The sequence below is a fragment of the Burkholderia sp. BCC0044 genome, from assembly GCF_902832955.1.
In the GTDB taxonomy this organism is placed as follows: domain Bacteria; phylum Pseudomonadota; class Gammaproteobacteria; order Burkholderiales; family Burkholderiaceae; genus Burkholderia.
The window spans coordinates 373,549-388,992 of the sequence record NZ_CADFDO010000002.1 but is presented as its reverse complement, the minus strand read 5'-3'; the positions used below and the strand labels follow the sequence as shown (position 1 = coordinate 388,992).

General features: G+C 70.6%; 14 protein-coding genes. All 14 read right to left on the bottom strand.

Annotated features, from left to right (window positions below):
* Positions 1-56 precede the first annotated feature (56 nt).
* The 14 genes from asnB to sctV all read right to left on the bottom strand — a co-directional run bounded on the left by asnB (position 57) and on the right by sctV (position 15,347).
* Positions 57-2,027, bottom strand: coding sequence for an asparagine synthase (glutamine-hydrolyzing) (gene asnB / locus HWX14_RS10325; RefSeq protein ID WP_175882628.1), 1,971 nt, complete (start codon positions 2,025-2,027; stop codon positions 57-59).
* Between the two features lie 269 nt (positions 2,028-2,296).
* Positions 2,297-3,328 carry an EscU/YscU/HrcU family type III secretion system export apparatus switch protein gene (locus tag HWX14_RS10320; protein ID WP_175882627.1) on the bottom strand — a complete coding sequence of 344 codons (1,032 nt, stop codon included), beginning with the start codon at positions 3,326-3,328 and terminating at the stop codon, positions 2,297-2,299.
* A 16-nt stretch (positions 3,329-3,344) separates the two neighbouring features.
* Complete coding sequence (gene sctT / locus HWX14_RS10315) at positions 3,345-4,154, bottom strand: type III secretion system export apparatus subunit SctT (protein WP_175882626.1); 810 nt, start codon at positions 4,152-4,154, stop codon at positions 3,345-3,347.
* Positions 4,148-4,822, bottom strand: coding sequence for a hypothetical protein (locus tag HWX14_RS10310; RefSeq protein WP_175882625.1), 675 nt, complete (start codon positions 4,820-4,822; stop codon positions 4,148-4,150). Before HWX14_RS10310 ends, sctT begins: the two co-directional genes overlap by 7 nt.
* A complete protein-coding gene (gene sctN, locus HWX14_RS10305) occupies positions 4,815-6,191 on the bottom strand; it encodes a type III secretion system ATPase SctN (protein ID WP_175882624.1) in 1,377 nt (458 codons plus the stop codon). Before sctN ends, HWX14_RS10310 begins: the two co-directional genes overlap by 8 nt.
* Complete coding sequence (sctL, locus tag HWX14_RS10300) at positions 6,188-6,817, bottom strand: type III secretion system stator protein SctL (RefSeq protein ID WP_175882623.1); 630 nt, start codon at positions 6,815-6,817, stop codon at positions 6,188-6,190. The genes sctN and sctL overlap by 4 nt, the downstream gene beginning before the upstream one ends.
* Positions 6,799-7,557, bottom strand: coding sequence for a SctK family type III secretion system sorting platform protein (locus HWX14_RS10295; RefSeq protein WP_175882622.1), 759 nt, complete (start codon positions 7,555-7,557; stop codon positions 6,799-6,801). The genes sctL and HWX14_RS10295 overlap by 19 nt, the downstream gene beginning before the upstream one ends.
* Positions 7,554-8,453: a type III secretion inner membrane ring lipoprotein SctJ gene (gene sctJ / locus HWX14_RS10290; protein WP_175882621.1), complete on the bottom strand. Its 900-nt coding sequence runs from the start codon at positions 8,451-8,453 to the stop codon at positions 7,554-7,556. The genes HWX14_RS10295 and sctJ overlap by 4 nt, the downstream gene beginning before the upstream one ends.
* Before the next feature lie 50 nt (positions 8,454-8,503).
* The gene (locus HWX14_RS10285) at positions 8,504-8,980 is read right to left on the bottom strand and encodes a hypothetical protein (protein WP_175882620.1); all 477 of its coding nucleotides are present in this window, start codon (positions 8,978-8,980) and stop codon (positions 8,504-8,506) included.
* Between the two features lie 124 nt (positions 8,981-9,104).
* Positions 9,105-9,317, bottom strand: a complete 213-nt coding sequence (locus tag HWX14_RS10280; RefSeq protein ID WP_006480857.1) for a hypothetical protein — start codon at positions 9,315-9,317, stop codon at positions 9,105-9,107.
* A 142-nt stretch (positions 9,318-9,459) separates the two neighbouring features.
* Positions 9,460-10,818: a type III secretion system inner membrane ring subunit SctD gene (gene sctD / locus HWX14_RS10275; RefSeq protein ID WP_175882619.1), complete on the bottom strand. Its 1,359-nt coding sequence runs from the start codon at positions 10,816-10,818 to the stop codon at positions 9,460-9,462.
* Entirely contained in the window at positions 10,799-12,856 is a 2,058-nt protein-coding gene (sctC, locus tag HWX14_RS10270) for a type III secretion system outer membrane ring subunit SctC (RefSeq protein WP_175882618.1), read from the bottom strand. The genes sctD and sctC overlap by 20 nt, the downstream gene beginning before the upstream one ends.
* Positions 12,856-13,134: a type III secretion system export apparatus subunit SctS gene (sctS, locus tag HWX14_RS10265; protein ID WP_006480854.1), complete on the bottom strand. Its 279-nt coding sequence runs from the start codon at positions 13,132-13,134 to the stop codon at positions 12,856-12,858. Before sctS ends, sctC begins: the two co-directional genes overlap by 1 nt.
* Positions 13,131-15,347, bottom strand: a complete 2,217-nt coding sequence (sctV, locus tag HWX14_RS10260) for a type III secretion system export apparatus subunit SctV (protein WP_175882617.1) — start codon at positions 15,345-15,347, stop codon at positions 13,131-13,133. The genes sctS and sctV overlap by 4 nt, the downstream gene beginning before the upstream one ends.
* Between the last annotated feature and the right edge of the window lie 97 nt (positions 15,348-15,444).

Sequence of the window (15,444 nt, the reverse complement as noted above, 5' to 3'; positions counted from 1 at the left end):
TATCGGCACGCGGTGCGCGTGGCGCCGCGCGCACCGGTGGCGCGCGGCACGCCGCATCACCCCGCCCGCTGATGTTCGAGCCACGCCTGGAACATCAGCACCGTCCACAGCTGATGCTGCCAGTTCATCCGGCCCGTCTGGTGCTGGCGCCACAGCCGCTCGACCGCCGCCGCATCGAAGAAACCCTCCTCGCGCAAGCGCGACGGCCGCAGCAGCGCGTCGGCCCAGTCGCGCAGCGCGCTGCGCAGCCAGTGGTCGACGGGCGCGCAGAAGCCCTGCTTCGGCCGGTCGATCAGCGCGGACGGCACGTACCGGTCGAGCAGCCGGCGCAGCAGCGCCTTCGACTGCCCTTCCGGCAAGCGCACCGACGCCGGCACGCGCCACGCGAATTCGACGACGTGATGATCGAGGAACGGCATGCGCGTCTCGAGGCTCACGGCCATCGCCGCGCGATCGACCTTCGCGAGGATGTCGGTCGGCAGGTACGTGAGCGTGTCGATCGCCATCGCCTGCTCGGCGAAGCTCAGGTGCGCGGGCCACGCGGACACCGTGTCGAGCGGCGTCGGCGGCTCCTGCCCCGACAGCGCGAGCCGCTCCGGATGATGCACCGACGACATCAGCAGCCGGTACAGCCCGATCCGGCTCTCGGCCGTCATCACGTGGCCGAGCTTGTGCAGGCGATCGCCGATGCGCGTCGCGGATTCGCGCGCCTCCACGCCGCCGCCCCACGCGCCCTGAGCGACGGCCGCGAGCTGGTCCGCGTGATCGGGCCGCAACGCATGCAGGGCCGCGGCGATCCGCGCGCGCACCGCCGCCGGCACGCGATGCAGCTTGCGCCACAGGCGCGGCGTCAGGAAATAGCGCGTGTAGCCGCCGAACAGCTCGTCGCCGCCGTCGCCGGACAGGCTCACCTTCACGTGCCGGCGCGTCAGTTCGGAGACGAGAAAGGTCGGGATCTGCGACGCATCGGAGAACGGCTCGTCGTAGATCGACGGCAGCTTCGGCACGACGCCGAGCGCATGGTCGGCCGTCACGTACAGCTCGGTATGGCGCGTGCCGAGATGGCGCGCGACGGCCTTCGCGTACCCGGCTTCGTCGTAGCCGGCCTCGTGGAAGCCGATCGTGAACGTGTCGACCGGCGACGCCGATTGCGCCTGCATCAGCGCGACGATCGCCGACGAATCGATGCCGCCCGACAGGAACGCGCCGAGCGGCACGTCGGCTTCCATCTGCCGCGCGACGGCCTGGCGCAGGACCACGTCGAGCTGGTCGACGGCTTCGTCGGCGCTGCCCTCGAACGGCTGCGCGCGGCCCGCCTCGATCGCCTGTTCGAGCGTCCAGTACGTGCGCACGCGCGGCGTGTCGCGCGCATGTTCGAACTGGATGTAGGTGCCGGGCGGCAGCTTGCGGATGCCGCGATAGATCGTATAAGGCGCGGGCACGCTCGACTGGCGCAGGTACAGGCACAGCGCGTCGCGGTCGATCGTGCCGTCGAAGCCCGGATAACCGCGCAGCGCCTTCAGCTCGGACGCGAACACGAGCGCGTCGCCGATCCGCCCGTAGTAGAGCGGCTTCTCGCCGATCCGGTCGCGCGCGAGCGTCAGCACCCGCGACGCACGATTCCACAGCGCGAACGCGAACATGCCGGTCGCGCGGCGCAACGTGGCCTCGACGCCCCACGCGACAATCGCCGCGATCAGCACCTCGCTGTCGGAGTGGCCGCGCCACGCCGGTGCACGCCCCGCGCGCTCGAGCTCCGCGCGCAGTTCGCGATGGTTGTAGATTTCGCCGTTGAAGACGAGGACGTAACGGCCGCACGCGGAAGCCATCGGCTGCCGGCCGTGCACCGACAGGTCGACGATCGCGAGCCGCCGGTGACCGAGCGCGATGCCGGCTTCCGGGTCGACCCAGATGCCCTGCCCGTCCGGCCCGCGATGCGCGAGGCTCGCCGTCATTCGCGCGAGCGTGCCGCGCGCTGTCTCCTCATCGAAGGCGACGCTATTCAGAAAGCCGTCGATTCCGCACATTGATTTGTCTGCCCCTGTTGACCTGGTCCGTCACGGGTGGCGCAACCTCGCGGCCCGCCGTCGGGCGTGACGGTCGAGCCATATTACGAAGAAATAAATCAGCAATAATTCACCAGTGAATGTTGGCGGTATCCGGAAAAAAATGGACGTCAAGCGCGGCGTGCACATGGTCGCGCCATGGGGCCATATCGAATCCGACTCGAGGGCCGGCAAGACTGACGGGCCCCGAAAAAAGGGCAGCATGCGGATGCAAGCGCCGCCACGCCGCCTCACCCCGCGCCGGTCGCCCATTTCAGCAACTGCGCGACCTCGCGGAAATGCTGCGGCTGGATCGTGCCGTTCTCGGGCGTCGTCTCGTACAGCGCCTGCGCGAGCCCGACGTTCGCGAGCGTCGGGCGCAGCGCGTCGCGGGCCAGCCGCACGATCCGCTCGGCCGCGTCGCCCTCGCCGCGCGCGAGCACCCACGGCAGCGAGCCCATCCCGCCGTAGTAGAGCGCGACCGCGACGCGCGGCGAATAGACGACCACCGACGCATAGCCGATCCGGTCGGGCAGCGACGCGAACTGCGCTTCGCGCGCGAGCTGGCGGCGCTTCGCCTGGATGTGCGGATCGCCTTCGTCCTCCTTGTGCTCGCGCCGCACTTCGTCGATCGACATCTTCATCTTCTGGTTGAACTCGTGCCGCTGGTGCACGATGTCGATCAGCGCCATCACGATGTAGATCAGCGCGGCCCAGCCGAACAGCAGCATCAGCAGCTTCACGATCAGCGCGAGGATCGAGACCGGCCGGGTGAAGCCCGATTGCACGGACGGATCGAGCGACTCGACGATCAGCCAGCCGAGCGTCGCGACGAGCAGCGCCGTCTTCAGCAGCATCTTCGCGAGATTGACGAGGTTGCGCAGCGACCACAGGTTCTTCATCCCCTCGGCCGGATTGAGCCGCGACAACTGCGGCACGAGGCGGCTCCACGCCATCACGCCGCCCACCTGCACGAAGCCCGCAAGCAGCCCCGCCAGCAGGCCGGCCGCGACGATCTGCGCGGACAGCGTCGCCCAGTCGCGCGCGGCGCCGTCGATCAGCGCCGCGAGCCGCGCGGACGGATCGGCCGCGCCGACCGCGTCGAACACGAGCCGGAACAGCGCCTGCACACGCGCGAACAGCGAGCCGATGCCCACCGCGAGCGCCACGCACACGCCGACGAAAAACGCCGACGACACCGTTTCCGCGCTCTTCGGCACCTCGCCTTTCTCGCGCGCCTCGCGCAGGCGCTTCGCGGTCGGCTTCTGGTCCTTTTCGGCCATGTCGGCTCCCGCGCGCTCAGCCGCCGCCGTGCGCGGCGAACAGCGCGCGCAGCAGCGCCATCAGCCCGCTGTCGGGGCTCAGCAGCGAATGCAGCGACGCGTACACCACCGGCAGGAACAGGATCATCATCAGCAGCGCGAGCGCGCTCTTCAGCGGCTGCGAGAACACGAAGATATTGAGTTGCGGCACCGCGCGGCCGACCAGGCCGATGCCGAGCTCGACGAGCACCAGAACGATCGTGACCGGCGCGGCGAGCTTCACCATCCATTCGAAGATCGTGTCGGTCTGCCGCACGATGAAGGTCTGCAGCATCGACGAGAAATCGGGGCCGAGCGAGCCGATCGGCCACCACGCGTACGACTGCGCGAACAGTTGCACGAGCACCTGCAACCCGCCCGCGGTGACGAACAGCGCGATCGCGACGAAATTCAGGAATCCGGAAGTCGGGCCGCCCTCGTGCCCGCCCATCGGGTCGAAGAACGCGGCGCTGCCGCTGCCGGTCTGGAAGTCGATCAGGTAGCCGACGCCCTGGATCGCGAACAGCACCGCGCTGAACGCGCCCGCGAGCAGCATGCCGACCATCGCCTCCTTGGCGACGAGCAGGCACCACATCAGGAACGGCAGCGCGGCGACCTGCGCGGCATCGATCGTCGGCGCGACGAACGCGGCGATCACGACCGCGATTCCGTTGCGCACGAGGCCCGTGATGATCTGCTCGTTGAACACCGGCACGACGAACATGATCGGCAGCAGCCGCGGCATCACGTAGAGCAGCGGCCGCAGCATGCCCGCGACGTCGTTGAAACCCGCGGCCTGGTCTAGCATCGGCGCTCCGCGGCGGCGGGCGGGGTGGGGTCGTCGGGTGCGGCGGAGGCGTCGGTTTCAGCGGCGATTTCAGCGCCCGCGCCCGTTTCCGCTTCAGTCATCGCCGCATCGAACGCGGCCGCGGCCTCCGGCGGCGTGAACGCATGACCAGCCACGTCGCCCGCGCCGGCCACCCAGGTGCCGCCCGTCGCGAAGCGCCGCACCGCATAGCCGTCCGCGACTTCATCGGCGTCGCGCTCGACCCGCGCGGCGCGTGCGTGCAGCGCCTTCTCGCCGGCTTTCTCCAGCTTGTCCTCGGCGGCCTTCGCCTTGCGCGCGGCGCGCTGCAGGTCCGCAAGCGTCGCCTCGTGGCCGCGATGCAGGTGCGCGGCCTCGCTCACCGACGCGTTCGCGGTGCCGATATGCCGGTCGAACGTGCGCGTATCGGCCGCCGCGTCCTGCAATGCACGCGCTTCGCGCACGTCGTCGGCGAGGCGCGTCTGGATCGCCGCCTTCGCGGCGACCTGCTGCGCGAGCTGCGCCTGCGCGGCCGCGAGCGCGCGCCGGCTCTGCGCGGCGATGCCTTGCTGGCGCGCGGCCGCGACGCGCGCGATCTGGCTGCGCATCTCGCGCACGCGTTTCAGACGGGCGAGCGTCGCGAGCACGAGGCGGTCGTCGGCTTCAGACATGATCGTTCGCCAGCTTCGTCAGCTTCGCGAGCAGCGCGTCGAAGCGCACGTCCTCGTCCGATGCCTGCGCGCAGAACGCGCCGATCGCGTCGCGCGCGCGCAGCGCGAGATCGCCGAGCCGGTCGCTGCCTTCGCGATACTCGCCGATCTGCACGAGCAGCTCGATCTCCTGGTACTTCGCGATCAGCTCGCGCACGCGCGCGGCCGCATGCTGGTGCGCGCGGCTCGCGACGAGCGGCATCACGCGCGACAGGCTCGCGAGCACGTCGATCGCCGGGTAGCGGTTCGCGAGCGCGATCTTGCGCGACAGCACGATATGGCCGTCGAGGATCGAGCGCACTTCCTCGGCGATCGGGTCCGATTCCTCGTCGCCTTCGACGAGCACCGTGTAGAGCGCTGTAATCGAGCCGTGCGTGCCCTGCCCCGCGCGTTCGAGCAGGCGCGGCAATACCGCGAACGTCGACGGCGGAAAGCTGCGCCGCGTCGGCGGCTCGCCGCTCGCGAGGCCGACCTCGCGCTGCGCGCGGGCGAAGCGCGTCAGCGAATCGACCAGCAGCAGCACGCGCTTGCCCGCATCGCGGAAGCGCTCGGCGATCGCGGTCGCGACCAGCGCGGATTTCACGCGCTCCATCGCGGGACGATCGGACGTCGACACGACGACGATCGAACGCGCGCGGACCTCGGGCGACAGGCTGTGCTCGATGAATTCGCGCACCTCGCGACCGCGTTCGCCGACGAGCGCGATCACGTTCACGTCGGCCTGCGCGCCGCGCGCGATCATCCCGAGCAGCGTGCTCTTGCCGACGCCCGACGGCGCGAAGATGCCGACCCGCTGCCCGACGCCGAGCGTCATCAGCCCGTCGATCACGCGCACGCCGGTCGGAAACGGCGTGTCGATCATCTGGCGCGCGAGCGGGTTCGGCGGGTCCTGCTGCGTCGATACCCACGCGGCGCCCGTCACCGGCCCGCGATCGTCGAGCGGCCGGCCGAGCCCGTCGAGCACGCGGCCGAACAGCGCCTCGCCCACCGGGAACACATGCTCGCGCCCGGACGGCACGACGGTCGTTTCCGGCGACAGCCCGGCCACGTCGCCGAGCGGCGTGAGCAGCGTCGTCTGCCGCGAGAAGCCGACCACCTCGGCAAGCAGCGTCGGCTGGTTCGGCGTGCGCAGCTCGCAGATCTCGCCGAGCCGCGCGCGGATACCCGTCGCATTCAATATCTGCCCGACCGCGTGGTTGACGCGGCCCTGCACCGACACCGGCGAGAAGAACGCGAGCCCTGCGTCGAGTTCGCCGACCAGGCGGCCGCGATCGAACGGCGCGCCGTCGTCGTCGCCGAACGGTGGCGGATCGTCGAGCGGCGCGTTCATCGCGCGGCACCCTTCAGCGCGTCGCGGCGGATCGCCTGGCGCAACGCGTCGATCTGCAGGTCGAGGCTCGCGTCGATGCGCCCGGACGGCGTCTCGACCGTGCACGCGTGGCGTTCGAGCTGCGCGTCCTCGACGATGCGGATCTTCTGCCGGTTCGACTGCCCGGCGAACGCGCCGTCCAGCGCGTCGCGCATCTCGTCGGTGCGGCCGGGCGCGATACGCACGATCAGGAACGCCTCGTCGCGCACGAGCGGCGCGATCCGCGCGAGCGCGGCCTCGTACAGCTTCTGCGTGCTCATCTCGCCGACGATCGCGCGCACGGCCTTCACGACGATATCGGCCATCGCGTCCTTCATCGTCTCCATCGTGCGGGTGGCGGCGAGCGCCTGCGTGTACGCCTGCGCGGCCTGCTCGCGCTGCGCGCGGCGCATGCCTTCGTCGTAGCCGGCCGCCTGGCGCTTGTCGAATTCGCGCTGCGCGTCGGCGACGATGCGCGCGGCCTCTTCATGCGCGGTCGCGATCACCGCGGACGCGTCGAGCAGCACCGCGTATTCGCGCTCCTTGAGCACCTTGCGCTCCGACAGCAGCTGCAGGTTGTCGCTCGTGATCAGAAAAGCCAGTCCCATGACGCAAGCCTCTCGGGAATCAGAAACAGGAACATCAGTTCGCCGAACTGGTCGCGCTGCGCGCGGTTCAGCCAGTACGGCGCTTCGTCGTCGATCGCGCGGTTGAATTTCAGGCGCACGCGCCGCGCGACCGCGTCGCCGGCCACGCCGATGAAATCCGCGAGCAGCCGGCCGCCGCGCGCGCGGATCACGACCGGCAGCGCGGCGGGATCGGCGCGCCACGGTTCGAGCGTTTCCGCGAGCGCGCCGAATTCCGGCGCGCGTTCGAGCGCGAGTTCGAGCGCATCGCCGCCGAGCCGCGCCGCGACTTCCGCGCGGATGCGCCGCCCGGCCAGCGCGTCGCGCAGCCACGCGCGATGCAGCAGCAGCCCCGCATACGCGGCCAGTTGCTCGAGCGCCGCGCCCGGCAGCAGCGCGAGCCGCGCGCACGGGTTCGCGACGTCGAAGTCGTGCCGGTCGGCCACGCCGTTCGACGCGAGCAGGTGCCGCGCGAGCAGCTTGCGGCCGGCCGCGCCGAACGCGTCCGGCGAACGGTAGCGCGCGGGCCAGTCGGCCGGCACGCGCGTCACGTGCAGATAGCGGTCGGGCCGCAGGTTGAAGTCGCAGACGAGCGCATGAAACGCGGCCGAACGCGCGGCCGGCGGCGGCGCCAGCGGGTGCAGCCACGGCAGCAACGCCGCCTCGGATGCGGCGGCCGCGTCGTACGGCTCGCCCGGCGGCGGCGCGTGCGGCTCGCTCATGCGCCGTCGCGCGCGCCGTCCGGCGTGCGCAACCCGCCGCCTGCGTGCTGCGCAGCCGCACCGCCGCCGCCGTTCGCGCTCCCATTCGCGCCGCGCGGCGCGCCGAGCAGGCCCGCGAGCCGCGCGCCGAACATCCCGCGCCGCGCGGCCGACAGCGCGATCACCGCGGCGGTCAGCAGGATCAGCGCGAACACCAGCCAGCCGAGCGGCGAACGCAGCCGCAGGATGTCCGACACCGCGCTGCCGATCCCGTCCACGCGCGTCGCGCGCGCGGCGGCCGGCTGCAGGAACAGCGACACGTTGTCGTACTGCAGCCCTTCGATGCTGTGCGCGACCAGATCCTTGACCATCGGCGCCATCGCGCGCAGGTCGACGCCCGGCCGGTAGCGGATGTACACCGCGGCCGACGACGGCTTGATCTTGTCCGCGAGCGGATCGTTCTCCGGAATCACGACCTGCACGCGCGCGACCACCACGCCCTCGATGTCCTGCAGCGTGCGCGACAGATCCTGCGACACGCCGTACAGGTAGCGCACGCGCTCCTCGGCCGGCGTCGACACGAGGCCCTGCTTCTGGAACAGCTCGCCGAGGCTCGCATAGCTCGGCTTCGGCAGCCCGTTCGCCTGCAGCACCGTGAGCGCCGCTTGCATGTCGCCGTCCGCGACGCTCACGAGCCACGCGTTGCGGTCCGACGTGTCGCGCGCATCGTTGTCCTTCGACGCGCTGATGCCCGCGTCGCCGAGCACCGCGATCATCTGGTTCGCGTCGCGCTCCGACAGGCCCGAGTACAGCTCCTTCTGGCACCCGGCCAACAGCACGAGCAGCCCCGCGAGCAGCGCGCGCGCCGCCCGGCTGCGCCACGCATGCGTGCGCGGCGTCGAATCGATCGTCGTCATCGTTTGTCCGCTTCAGGGCGCGTGAGGCCGCCTCCGGCCCACGCGCGCTTTCACTCCTGCGTCTTCAGCACCGTATGCGTGAAGCCGTTCGCCGCCTGCGCAACCGACAGGCTCAACTGGTATTCCGAAATCGTGGTGGTTGCCGTCCACTGGAAATCCATCGCCTTCACCATCGTCATCAGCGGGTCGCTGCGGCTGTCCGCCATCGACGTCAGCATCTCGCTGCGGTGCTTGTCGATGTTCGCGTACCGCGAATCGAGATCGTTGCCGTACGTGCGCAACCGCTCGACGAGCGACGACTGGTTCGCCTGCGCGGGCGTCATCTGCACGGCCGGCGCCGCATCCGCCGGCGCGCGCGACATCGCGACGCCCGACGCAGCGGGCGGGGCGGCCGCCGATGCGCCCGGCTGCATCAGCGCATCGAACTGGCGTACCTGCGCCGGATCGGACGCCGCGCCCGTTTGCTGCGCGGCACTCGCGAGCGCAGCCGCGCCCGGCGGCGCCGCGCCTACGCCTGTTACCGACATGATCGTGTCCTCCTTGACCGGCAAAGCCGGAAACGGGCCGGCCGGCACGCGCCCACGCCTCGCCGAGCGCCCGTCACGGGCCGCCCCGGCATACGGCGTCGCGCGGCACGGCCGGCGACCGGCGTCACGCGCGGCCGGCGGAACTCAGGTGTTGCGCAACCTGGGCGTTCGCCGTCCCTTCCTGCGCGGTCACTGCGTTGCTGGTTTCGAACGTCGCAGTCGATTGCTGAACCTGGAAGTTGATCTTCGTCAGTTCGAGCTGCGTCTTGGTCAGGTCGTCGGCCTGCTTCTGCACGTCGCCCGTGTTCGTCACACCACCTGCTGCCGAGGTACCCATGCTTCGCTCCTTTACGTGAACCACACACTCCACCTTCCGGCGGCGGCCCCATGCCCCGCCGGCGACGTGACGCGCCGCATGCGCGCGGCGTGTCGCGTAATGCGCGCATCGCGAAACGCGCTGCGCAGATCCTGTCGCGACCCTAGTGCGTCGCGCCCTTCGATGCGCCGGCCGCCGCGACGGCCGGCGTTGCCGGCGCATCGGGCAACAGCGTCGGCCCCGGCACCGGCTGCGCGACGCCCGCCGCCGCCCCGCTCGCGAGCGGCGCCACGGGCGGCGCGGGCGCCTGCTCCGGTGCATGCGCGGACGGGCCGCCAAGCGGCCTCGTGATGCGCTGGCCGTTGCGCTCGAACACCACTTCGTCCGGGCCGATCGACACGACGCTCGCGCCCTCCTTCAGCCGCGCGCCCTCGAAATAGCGGCTGCCGTCGGCCGTCTCGATGTAGCGCTGGTCGCCGTCGCCGGCGAACACGGTCGTGATCTCCGGAATGCCCGCCGTGCCGCCGAGCGTCGTCGCCGTGCGCGGCGCGGCCGCATCGGCGTCGCGCACGTGATCGACCACCTCCAGCGCCGGCCGCGCGTCCTTCATGTAGTTGCGGATGCGCGGCTCGATCTGCGCGCGCGCGGCCGTGCCCGTCAGCTCGATGCGGCCGCGCCCGAGATACGTGACCGCAAGCGTCGTATCGCTGAAATAGGTCTGCGCGGTCGCGACCAGATCGCTGACCACGTAGAGGTTGCCGAGCGCCGCGTTGTCGACGCCCGCGACGATCTGCGCGACGCGCTCGCGCGCGGCCGGGTCGCTGACGTAGCCCGACACGATCACGCCGTCGTCGCGCGGCGCGACGGCCAGCTCCGGATACGCATGCAGCAGTTGCTGCAGCCGGTGCGTGCGCGCGAGCACCGATTCGTGCTGCCACGGCAGCCGCCCCGACCACGCGACGAAGCCGTAGCCGAGCGCGCCGAGCAGCACGCCGATCCACAGCGCGACCAGCGCGATCACGAGCCGCCGGCTGCCCAGCCGCCGCAGCCCGCCCGTGAGCCAGCCGAGCCACGCGGCCTCGCGCGCGGCGTCCGGCGCATCGGTTTCGTCGGGCACCGCGACGCTCGCCTGCGCATGCCGCGCGATGCCGAGCCGGATCGAGCCGACCGTCACGACGTCGTTCGGCGTCAGCGAGCGGCGGCCGCTGCCGAGCGGTTCGTCGTTGAACAGCACCGGCGCGCCGGTGTCGCCGCCGTGGTTCTGCACGGTCACCGCGAGCGCGCCGACCTGCAGGCACACCTGTTTCGCGCCGATCTCGCGATCGGGCAGGATCACTTCGCAGTCGGCCGCCGTGCCGACCCAGTTCGCGCCGCGCGCGAGCGACATCGTGCGGCCGTACATCGGCCCGCTCAGGAAGCACAGGTTCCACGGCGACGCGAGCGCGGCCGCCCCGCCCCCCGCGCTTCCCGCGCCGCCGGGCAACGCGCCGTCGCCGTGCGGATCAATGATGCTCGTCGACATGCGTGACCACTCCTGCGGTCGTCGCCGCCGGCTGCGACGCCGCGCCCAACGGCGGCGCCGGCAACGCGGGCGGGCCGAACTTCGTGCCGGGCAACGGCTTCGGCGTCAGCGGCACCGCGACGTCGTTGTCCGGCGGCCGATACATCGACATCCCTTCCTGGCTCGCCGGACCGTCGACGCCCGGATTGACGGGCGAGCCATCCGGCGCGTACATCGACGCGTTCGTCACGACGCGCGGCGTCAGCAGGTAGAACCGCTCCATGTGGTTGCCCGACTTGTCGGTGTACTTGAACAGGTTGCCGATCAGCGGAATGTCGGACAGCCAGGGCACGCCGCTCTTGTTCAGCCGCACCTCGTCGTCGTTGAACCCGGCGATCAGCAGGCTCTTGCCTTCGTCGATCATCGTCTTGGTGACGATGTTGCGCTGCTGGATCACCGGCACGTTCGACACGGCCTGCCCCGGCACGATGTTGCCGTCCTGGATGTCGATCGACATCATCACGCTCTGTGGGTTGCGAACGGCTACCGCGGACACGGCGGCCGCATTGCGGATCGCCTCGTCGACGATCATCGGCGTCACCTTGATGCTGGTGCCGGTCGTCACGCTGTACAGCGACGAATCCTGATAGCCCGGCACCTGCACGTAGAACTGCGTGAGGTTCTCGAGAATCGCCTCGGTGTTGTCGAGCGCGAGCACCTTCGGCTTCGATCGCAGTTGCGCCTGGCCTTTCTGCGCGAGCGCGTTCACGCGCGTGAGCAGGTAGTTGCGCAGCGACCCGCCGATCGATGCGGTCAGCGCGATGCCGGTCGGCATGAAGGTGCCCGTCTGCCCGGTTTCCGACGTGCCGATGCCGAACGTCAGCGGCGGGTTGCCGACGCCGTTGTATTGCGTGTTGCCGTTCAGCGCGTTCTGGCCGTTGCCGATCTGCACGTCGCCGTGCGTCGTGTGCAGGCGCCAGTCGATCCCGAGGCTGTCGAGCGAATCCTCGTTGATGTCGATGATCGTCACGTTGATCTCGACGATGCGCGGCCGCTCATCGAGCTGGCCGATCAGCGACTGGTAGCGATACATGTTCTCCGGCAGGTCGCGCACGATCACCGCGTTGATCGCCGGATCGGCGACGATCTGCGGCAGCGTGTCGCCGCCGCCGTTGTTCGAGAACGGCGAGAACCCGCCGCCCGTGCCGCCGTCCGCACCGCCATACCCGCCCTGCCGCGGGCCGCCGGAGATATCGGGGAAATCGAGCCGCGGCACCGCGATCGTCAGCCCGGAGCCGAGCTTCACCTGGCGCGCAGCCTGCCCGAGCGGCGTGCTCGACGGCGCCGCGGTCGTGTCGCCGGTCTTGCCGAACAGCCGGCGCAGGATCGTCGCGACGCCCGGCACCGTCACCTCCTTGCCCGAGCGGTTGATCGTGAAGTCCGACGCCCAGCCGTATTTCAGCCGGAACGCGCGGATGTCCGCATGCGCGCCGTTCGCCGCCGGATCGCCGACCGAGCCGACCGCCTGCCGCACGAGTTCGACGTAGCGGCGCGGGCCGGCCACGTACACGCTGTTCGAGCGGTCGTTGATCACCAGCGTGTAGCGCTTGTCGGGAATCTGCATCGCCTGCAGCGCGCGGCCGATCTCGCCGGACGCATTCGGCGGGATCGGGATCATCTGCGTCTGCGACTGGTCGGCCGGATCGACGTACAGGAACGAGCCGTCGTAGTACCACGTGAGCCCGTAGGTCGAGCAGATCGTGTCGAGCGTCTGCTGCGGCGTGCCGGAGAAGCGGCCGCTGATCACGCCGTCGACCTTCGGGTCGACCACCGCCGTCACGCCCTGCGACGACGCCAGCTCGCGGATGAAGTCGCCGATCTTCTTGCCGTTCGCGACGATCGTGAACGGCTTGTTGCGCCAGCGCAGGTCCGCGGCGCGCGCATGCTGCGCGGGCGCCATGCACAGCGACGCCGTGAGCAGCGCGGTCGCGCACACGGCGAGCGCGGCCCGTTGCAGGCTGCGCGGTTGAAACCGGATCGAGGCGACGCGTCGACGCATCAAAGGACTCCTGTGGAAGAAACGAACATGCGTTCCAGCGCCTGCTGCGCGAAGCGCAGCACTTCGCCGCCGAGCCAGCCGGACAGCAGCACGAGCGCGACCATCACGGCGATCAGCCGCACCGCGATGCCGATGTTGGCGTCCTGCACCTGCGTGACGGCCTGCAGGATCGCGACGACGAGGCCCGTGACGGTCGCGATCAGCACGATCGGCAGCGACAGCAGCAGCACGAGCATCAGCGCCTGGCGCGTCAGGTCGAGGATCGTCGAGCTCGTCATTGCACGGCTCCCGGCGCGCGCACGTCGGCGCCCGCGCCGACCGTGCCGTCGTCCGGCGGGTTCTTCACCCAGCCGACCGTATGCAACTGCACGTCCTCCTCGACTTCCTGGTACGACAGCACCGCGAGTTCGGGCAGCACCGGCTGCAGGATCGTCTTCACGTAGCGGCGCGCGCCGAGCGCGACCATCACCGCGAGCCGCGCGGCGCCGGGCGCGTTGCCGTGGCCGCCGGGGCCGCCGGGGCCGGCCGCCTGCGCCGCCTGCACGATCGCGCGCACCTGCTCGCCGATGTCCTGCTTGACCGCGCTCGACAGCGCGAGGAAATTGCCCTGCTTCGTGCGCATCACCGCGCTTTCGATCCGCTCCTGCAGGTTCTGCTCGAACAGCACGACCCGCAGCTGGCGCGCCGTGCCCGCGTGACGATCGGTGATCATCCGGCGCAGGTCGACGCGCACGAGTTCGACCAGCGCGATCACGTCGTCGGGCTCGTTCGGCGCCCACGTGATCAGGCTCTCGAAGATCACGCGCAAGTTGCGGATCGGCACCTGTTCGGCGAGCAGCCGGCGCAGCACTTCGGTCACGCGCTGCAGCGGCACGAGCCGCGTCAGTTCGCCGACGAGCTCCGGATGATCGCGGCGCACCAGATGCACGAGCGCCTGCGTCTCCTGGATGCCGAGCAGCTCGTCCGCATGCTGGCGCACGATCTGCTCGACGTGCGCGGCCAGCGCGCTCTCGCTCGACAGCCACTTGCCGTCCGGCGCCGCGCCGTCGGGCTTGATCCACAGCGCGGTCGCGAACGGGCCGAACGCCTCGGCCGGCTGGCGCTCCGCGCGCTCCGGCAGCGGCGCGACGCCGTCCCACAGCAGCCAGCCCGGCTTCAGCGCGCCGTGCGCGACGAGCACGTCCTGCAGGTAGATCCGGTACGTGCCGGCCGCCGCAGCCTCGTCGTCGTTCAGCGTGATGCGCGGGAACACCGTGCCGATGTCCGCGTCGACGCGCGCCTTCGCGCTCGACAGCGCCGCCTGCAGTTGCGCGAGGTTCAGGCTCGTGCGCAGGTCGTCGGACAGCGACACCGCGATCAGCGACGTGACGCCCGCCGCGTGCGACACCTTTGCCGGCTGGCCATCGTCGGCCGCGCCGACGCGCCCCGCGACATGAATCAGGTTGAAGCTCGGCGCGGACGTCTTGCGCTTGAGTTGCGAGAACGCGAACGCGCCGAGGCCGAGCGCGATCAGCGCGAACGACCATTTCGGAAAACCGGGCACGACGAGAAAACCGGACAGCACGAACGCCGCAATCAGCAGCGCGCGCGGGTGTGCGCCCAGCTGCTCCCCGAGCTGTTCGCCGAGCTGCCGCTGCCGTGCATCGCGCGTCGCGACGCGCGTGGTCACGATGCCGGCCGCGATCGACACCAGCAGCGACGGAATCTGCGACGCCATCCCGTCGCCGACGGTCAGGATCGCGTAACGCTGCAGCGCCTCGCCGATGTCCATCCCGTGCATCAGCGTGCCGACCGCGATCCCCGCGACGATGTTGATGAACGCGATCACGAGGCCCGCGATCGCGTCGCCCTTCACGAACTTCATCGCGCCGTCCATCGCGCCGTGCATCTGCGATTCCTGCTCGAGCTTCTCGCGGCGCTCGCGCGCTTCGTCGGCGCTGATGATGCCCGCGCGCAGGTCCGCGTCGATGCTCATCTGCTTGCCTGGCATCGCGTCGAGCGAGAAGCGCGCGCCGACTTCGGCCACCCGCTCCGACCCTTTCGCGATCACGATGAACTGCACGACCGCGATCACGAGGAACACCACGCCGCCCACCACCACGTTGTTGCCGACCACCAGCCGCCCGAACGCGTCGATCACGTGGCCGGCGTTCGCATGCAGCAGGATCAGCTTGCACGACGCGATGTTCAGCGCGAGCCGGAACAGCGTCGTGAACAGCAGCAGCGCGGGAAACGACGAGAAGCTGACCGCCGACGGCACGTAGGTCGACACCGTCAGCAGCACGACGCTCGCCGCGAGATTCAGCGAGATCATACCGTCGAGCGCGGCCTGCGGCAGCGGCAGGATGAACAGCGCGACGACCGCGACGATGAAGGTCGCGAGGAACAGGTCGGCGCGCGGCGACGCGCCCCCGAGGCGCCGTCCGGACACGCCGCGGCCGGCGGAAAACAACCGCTGCCAGTCGCGGGGGAGCGCCTTCGGTTCAGCCATCGTGCCGTCGTCCTGTCGTTGTCGCCGGCTGGCACGGGCGACCCTGCCCCATGCCGCGCGGACCATTGAATGGGACGAGTGTAGCGACGGGAAACGG

Bases quoted from the DNA above. Each gene is read 5' to 3' on its own strand.
- HWX14_RS10320 (WP_175882627.1), bottom strand. From the start codon at position 3,328: ATGGCCGAAAAGGACCAGAAGCCGACCGCGAAGCGCCTGCGCGAGGCG.
- sctT (WP_175882626.1), bottom strand. From the start codon at position 4,154: ATGCTAGACCAGGCCGCGGGTTTCAACGACGTCGCGGGCATGCTGCGG.
- sctL (WP_175882623.1), bottom strand. From the start codon at position 6,817: ATGGGACTGGCTTTTCTGATCACGAGCGACAACCTGCAGCTGCTGTCG.
- HWX14_RS10280 (WP_006480857.1), bottom strand. From the start codon at position 9,317: ATGGGTACCTCGGCAGCAGGTGGTGTGACGAACACGGGCGACGTGCAG.
- HWX14_RS10310 (WP_175882625.1), bottom strand. From the start codon at position 4,822: ATGTCTGAAGCCGACGACCGCCTCGTGCTCGCGACGCTCGCCCGTCTG.
- sctC (WP_175882618.1), bottom strand. From the start codon at position 12,856: ATGCGTCGACGCGTCGCCTCGATCCGGTTTCAACCGCGCAGCCTGCAA.
- sctN (WP_175882624.1), bottom strand. From the start codon at position 6,191: ATGAACGCGCCGCTCGACGATCCGCCACCGTTCGGCGACGACGACGGC.
- sctS (WP_006480854.1), bottom strand. From the start codon at position 13,134: ATGACGAGCTCGACGATCCTCGACCTGACGCGCCAGGCGCTGATGCTC.
- HWX14_RS10295 (WP_175882622.1), bottom strand. From the start codon at position 7,557: ATGAGCGAGCCGCACGCGCCGCCGCCGGGCGAGCCGTACGACGCGGCC.
- sctV (WP_175882617.1), bottom strand. From the start codon at position 15,347: ATGGCTGAACCGAAGGCGCTCCCCCGCGACTGGCAGCGGTTGTTTTCC.
- asnB (WP_175882628.1), bottom strand. From the start codon at position 2,027: ATGTGCGGAATCGACGGCTTTCTGAATAGCGTCGCCTTCGATGAGGAG.
- sctD (WP_175882619.1), bottom strand. From the start codon at position 10,818: ATGTCGACGAGCATCATTGATCCGCACGGCGACGGCGCGTTGCCCGGC.
- sctJ (WP_175882621.1), bottom strand. From the start codon at position 8,453: ATGACGACGATCGATTCGACGCCGCGCACGCATGCGTGGCGCAGCCGG.
- HWX14_RS10285 (WP_175882620.1), bottom strand. From the start codon at position 8,980: ATGTCGGTAACAGGCGTAGGCGCGGCGCCGCCGGGCGCGGCTGCGCTC.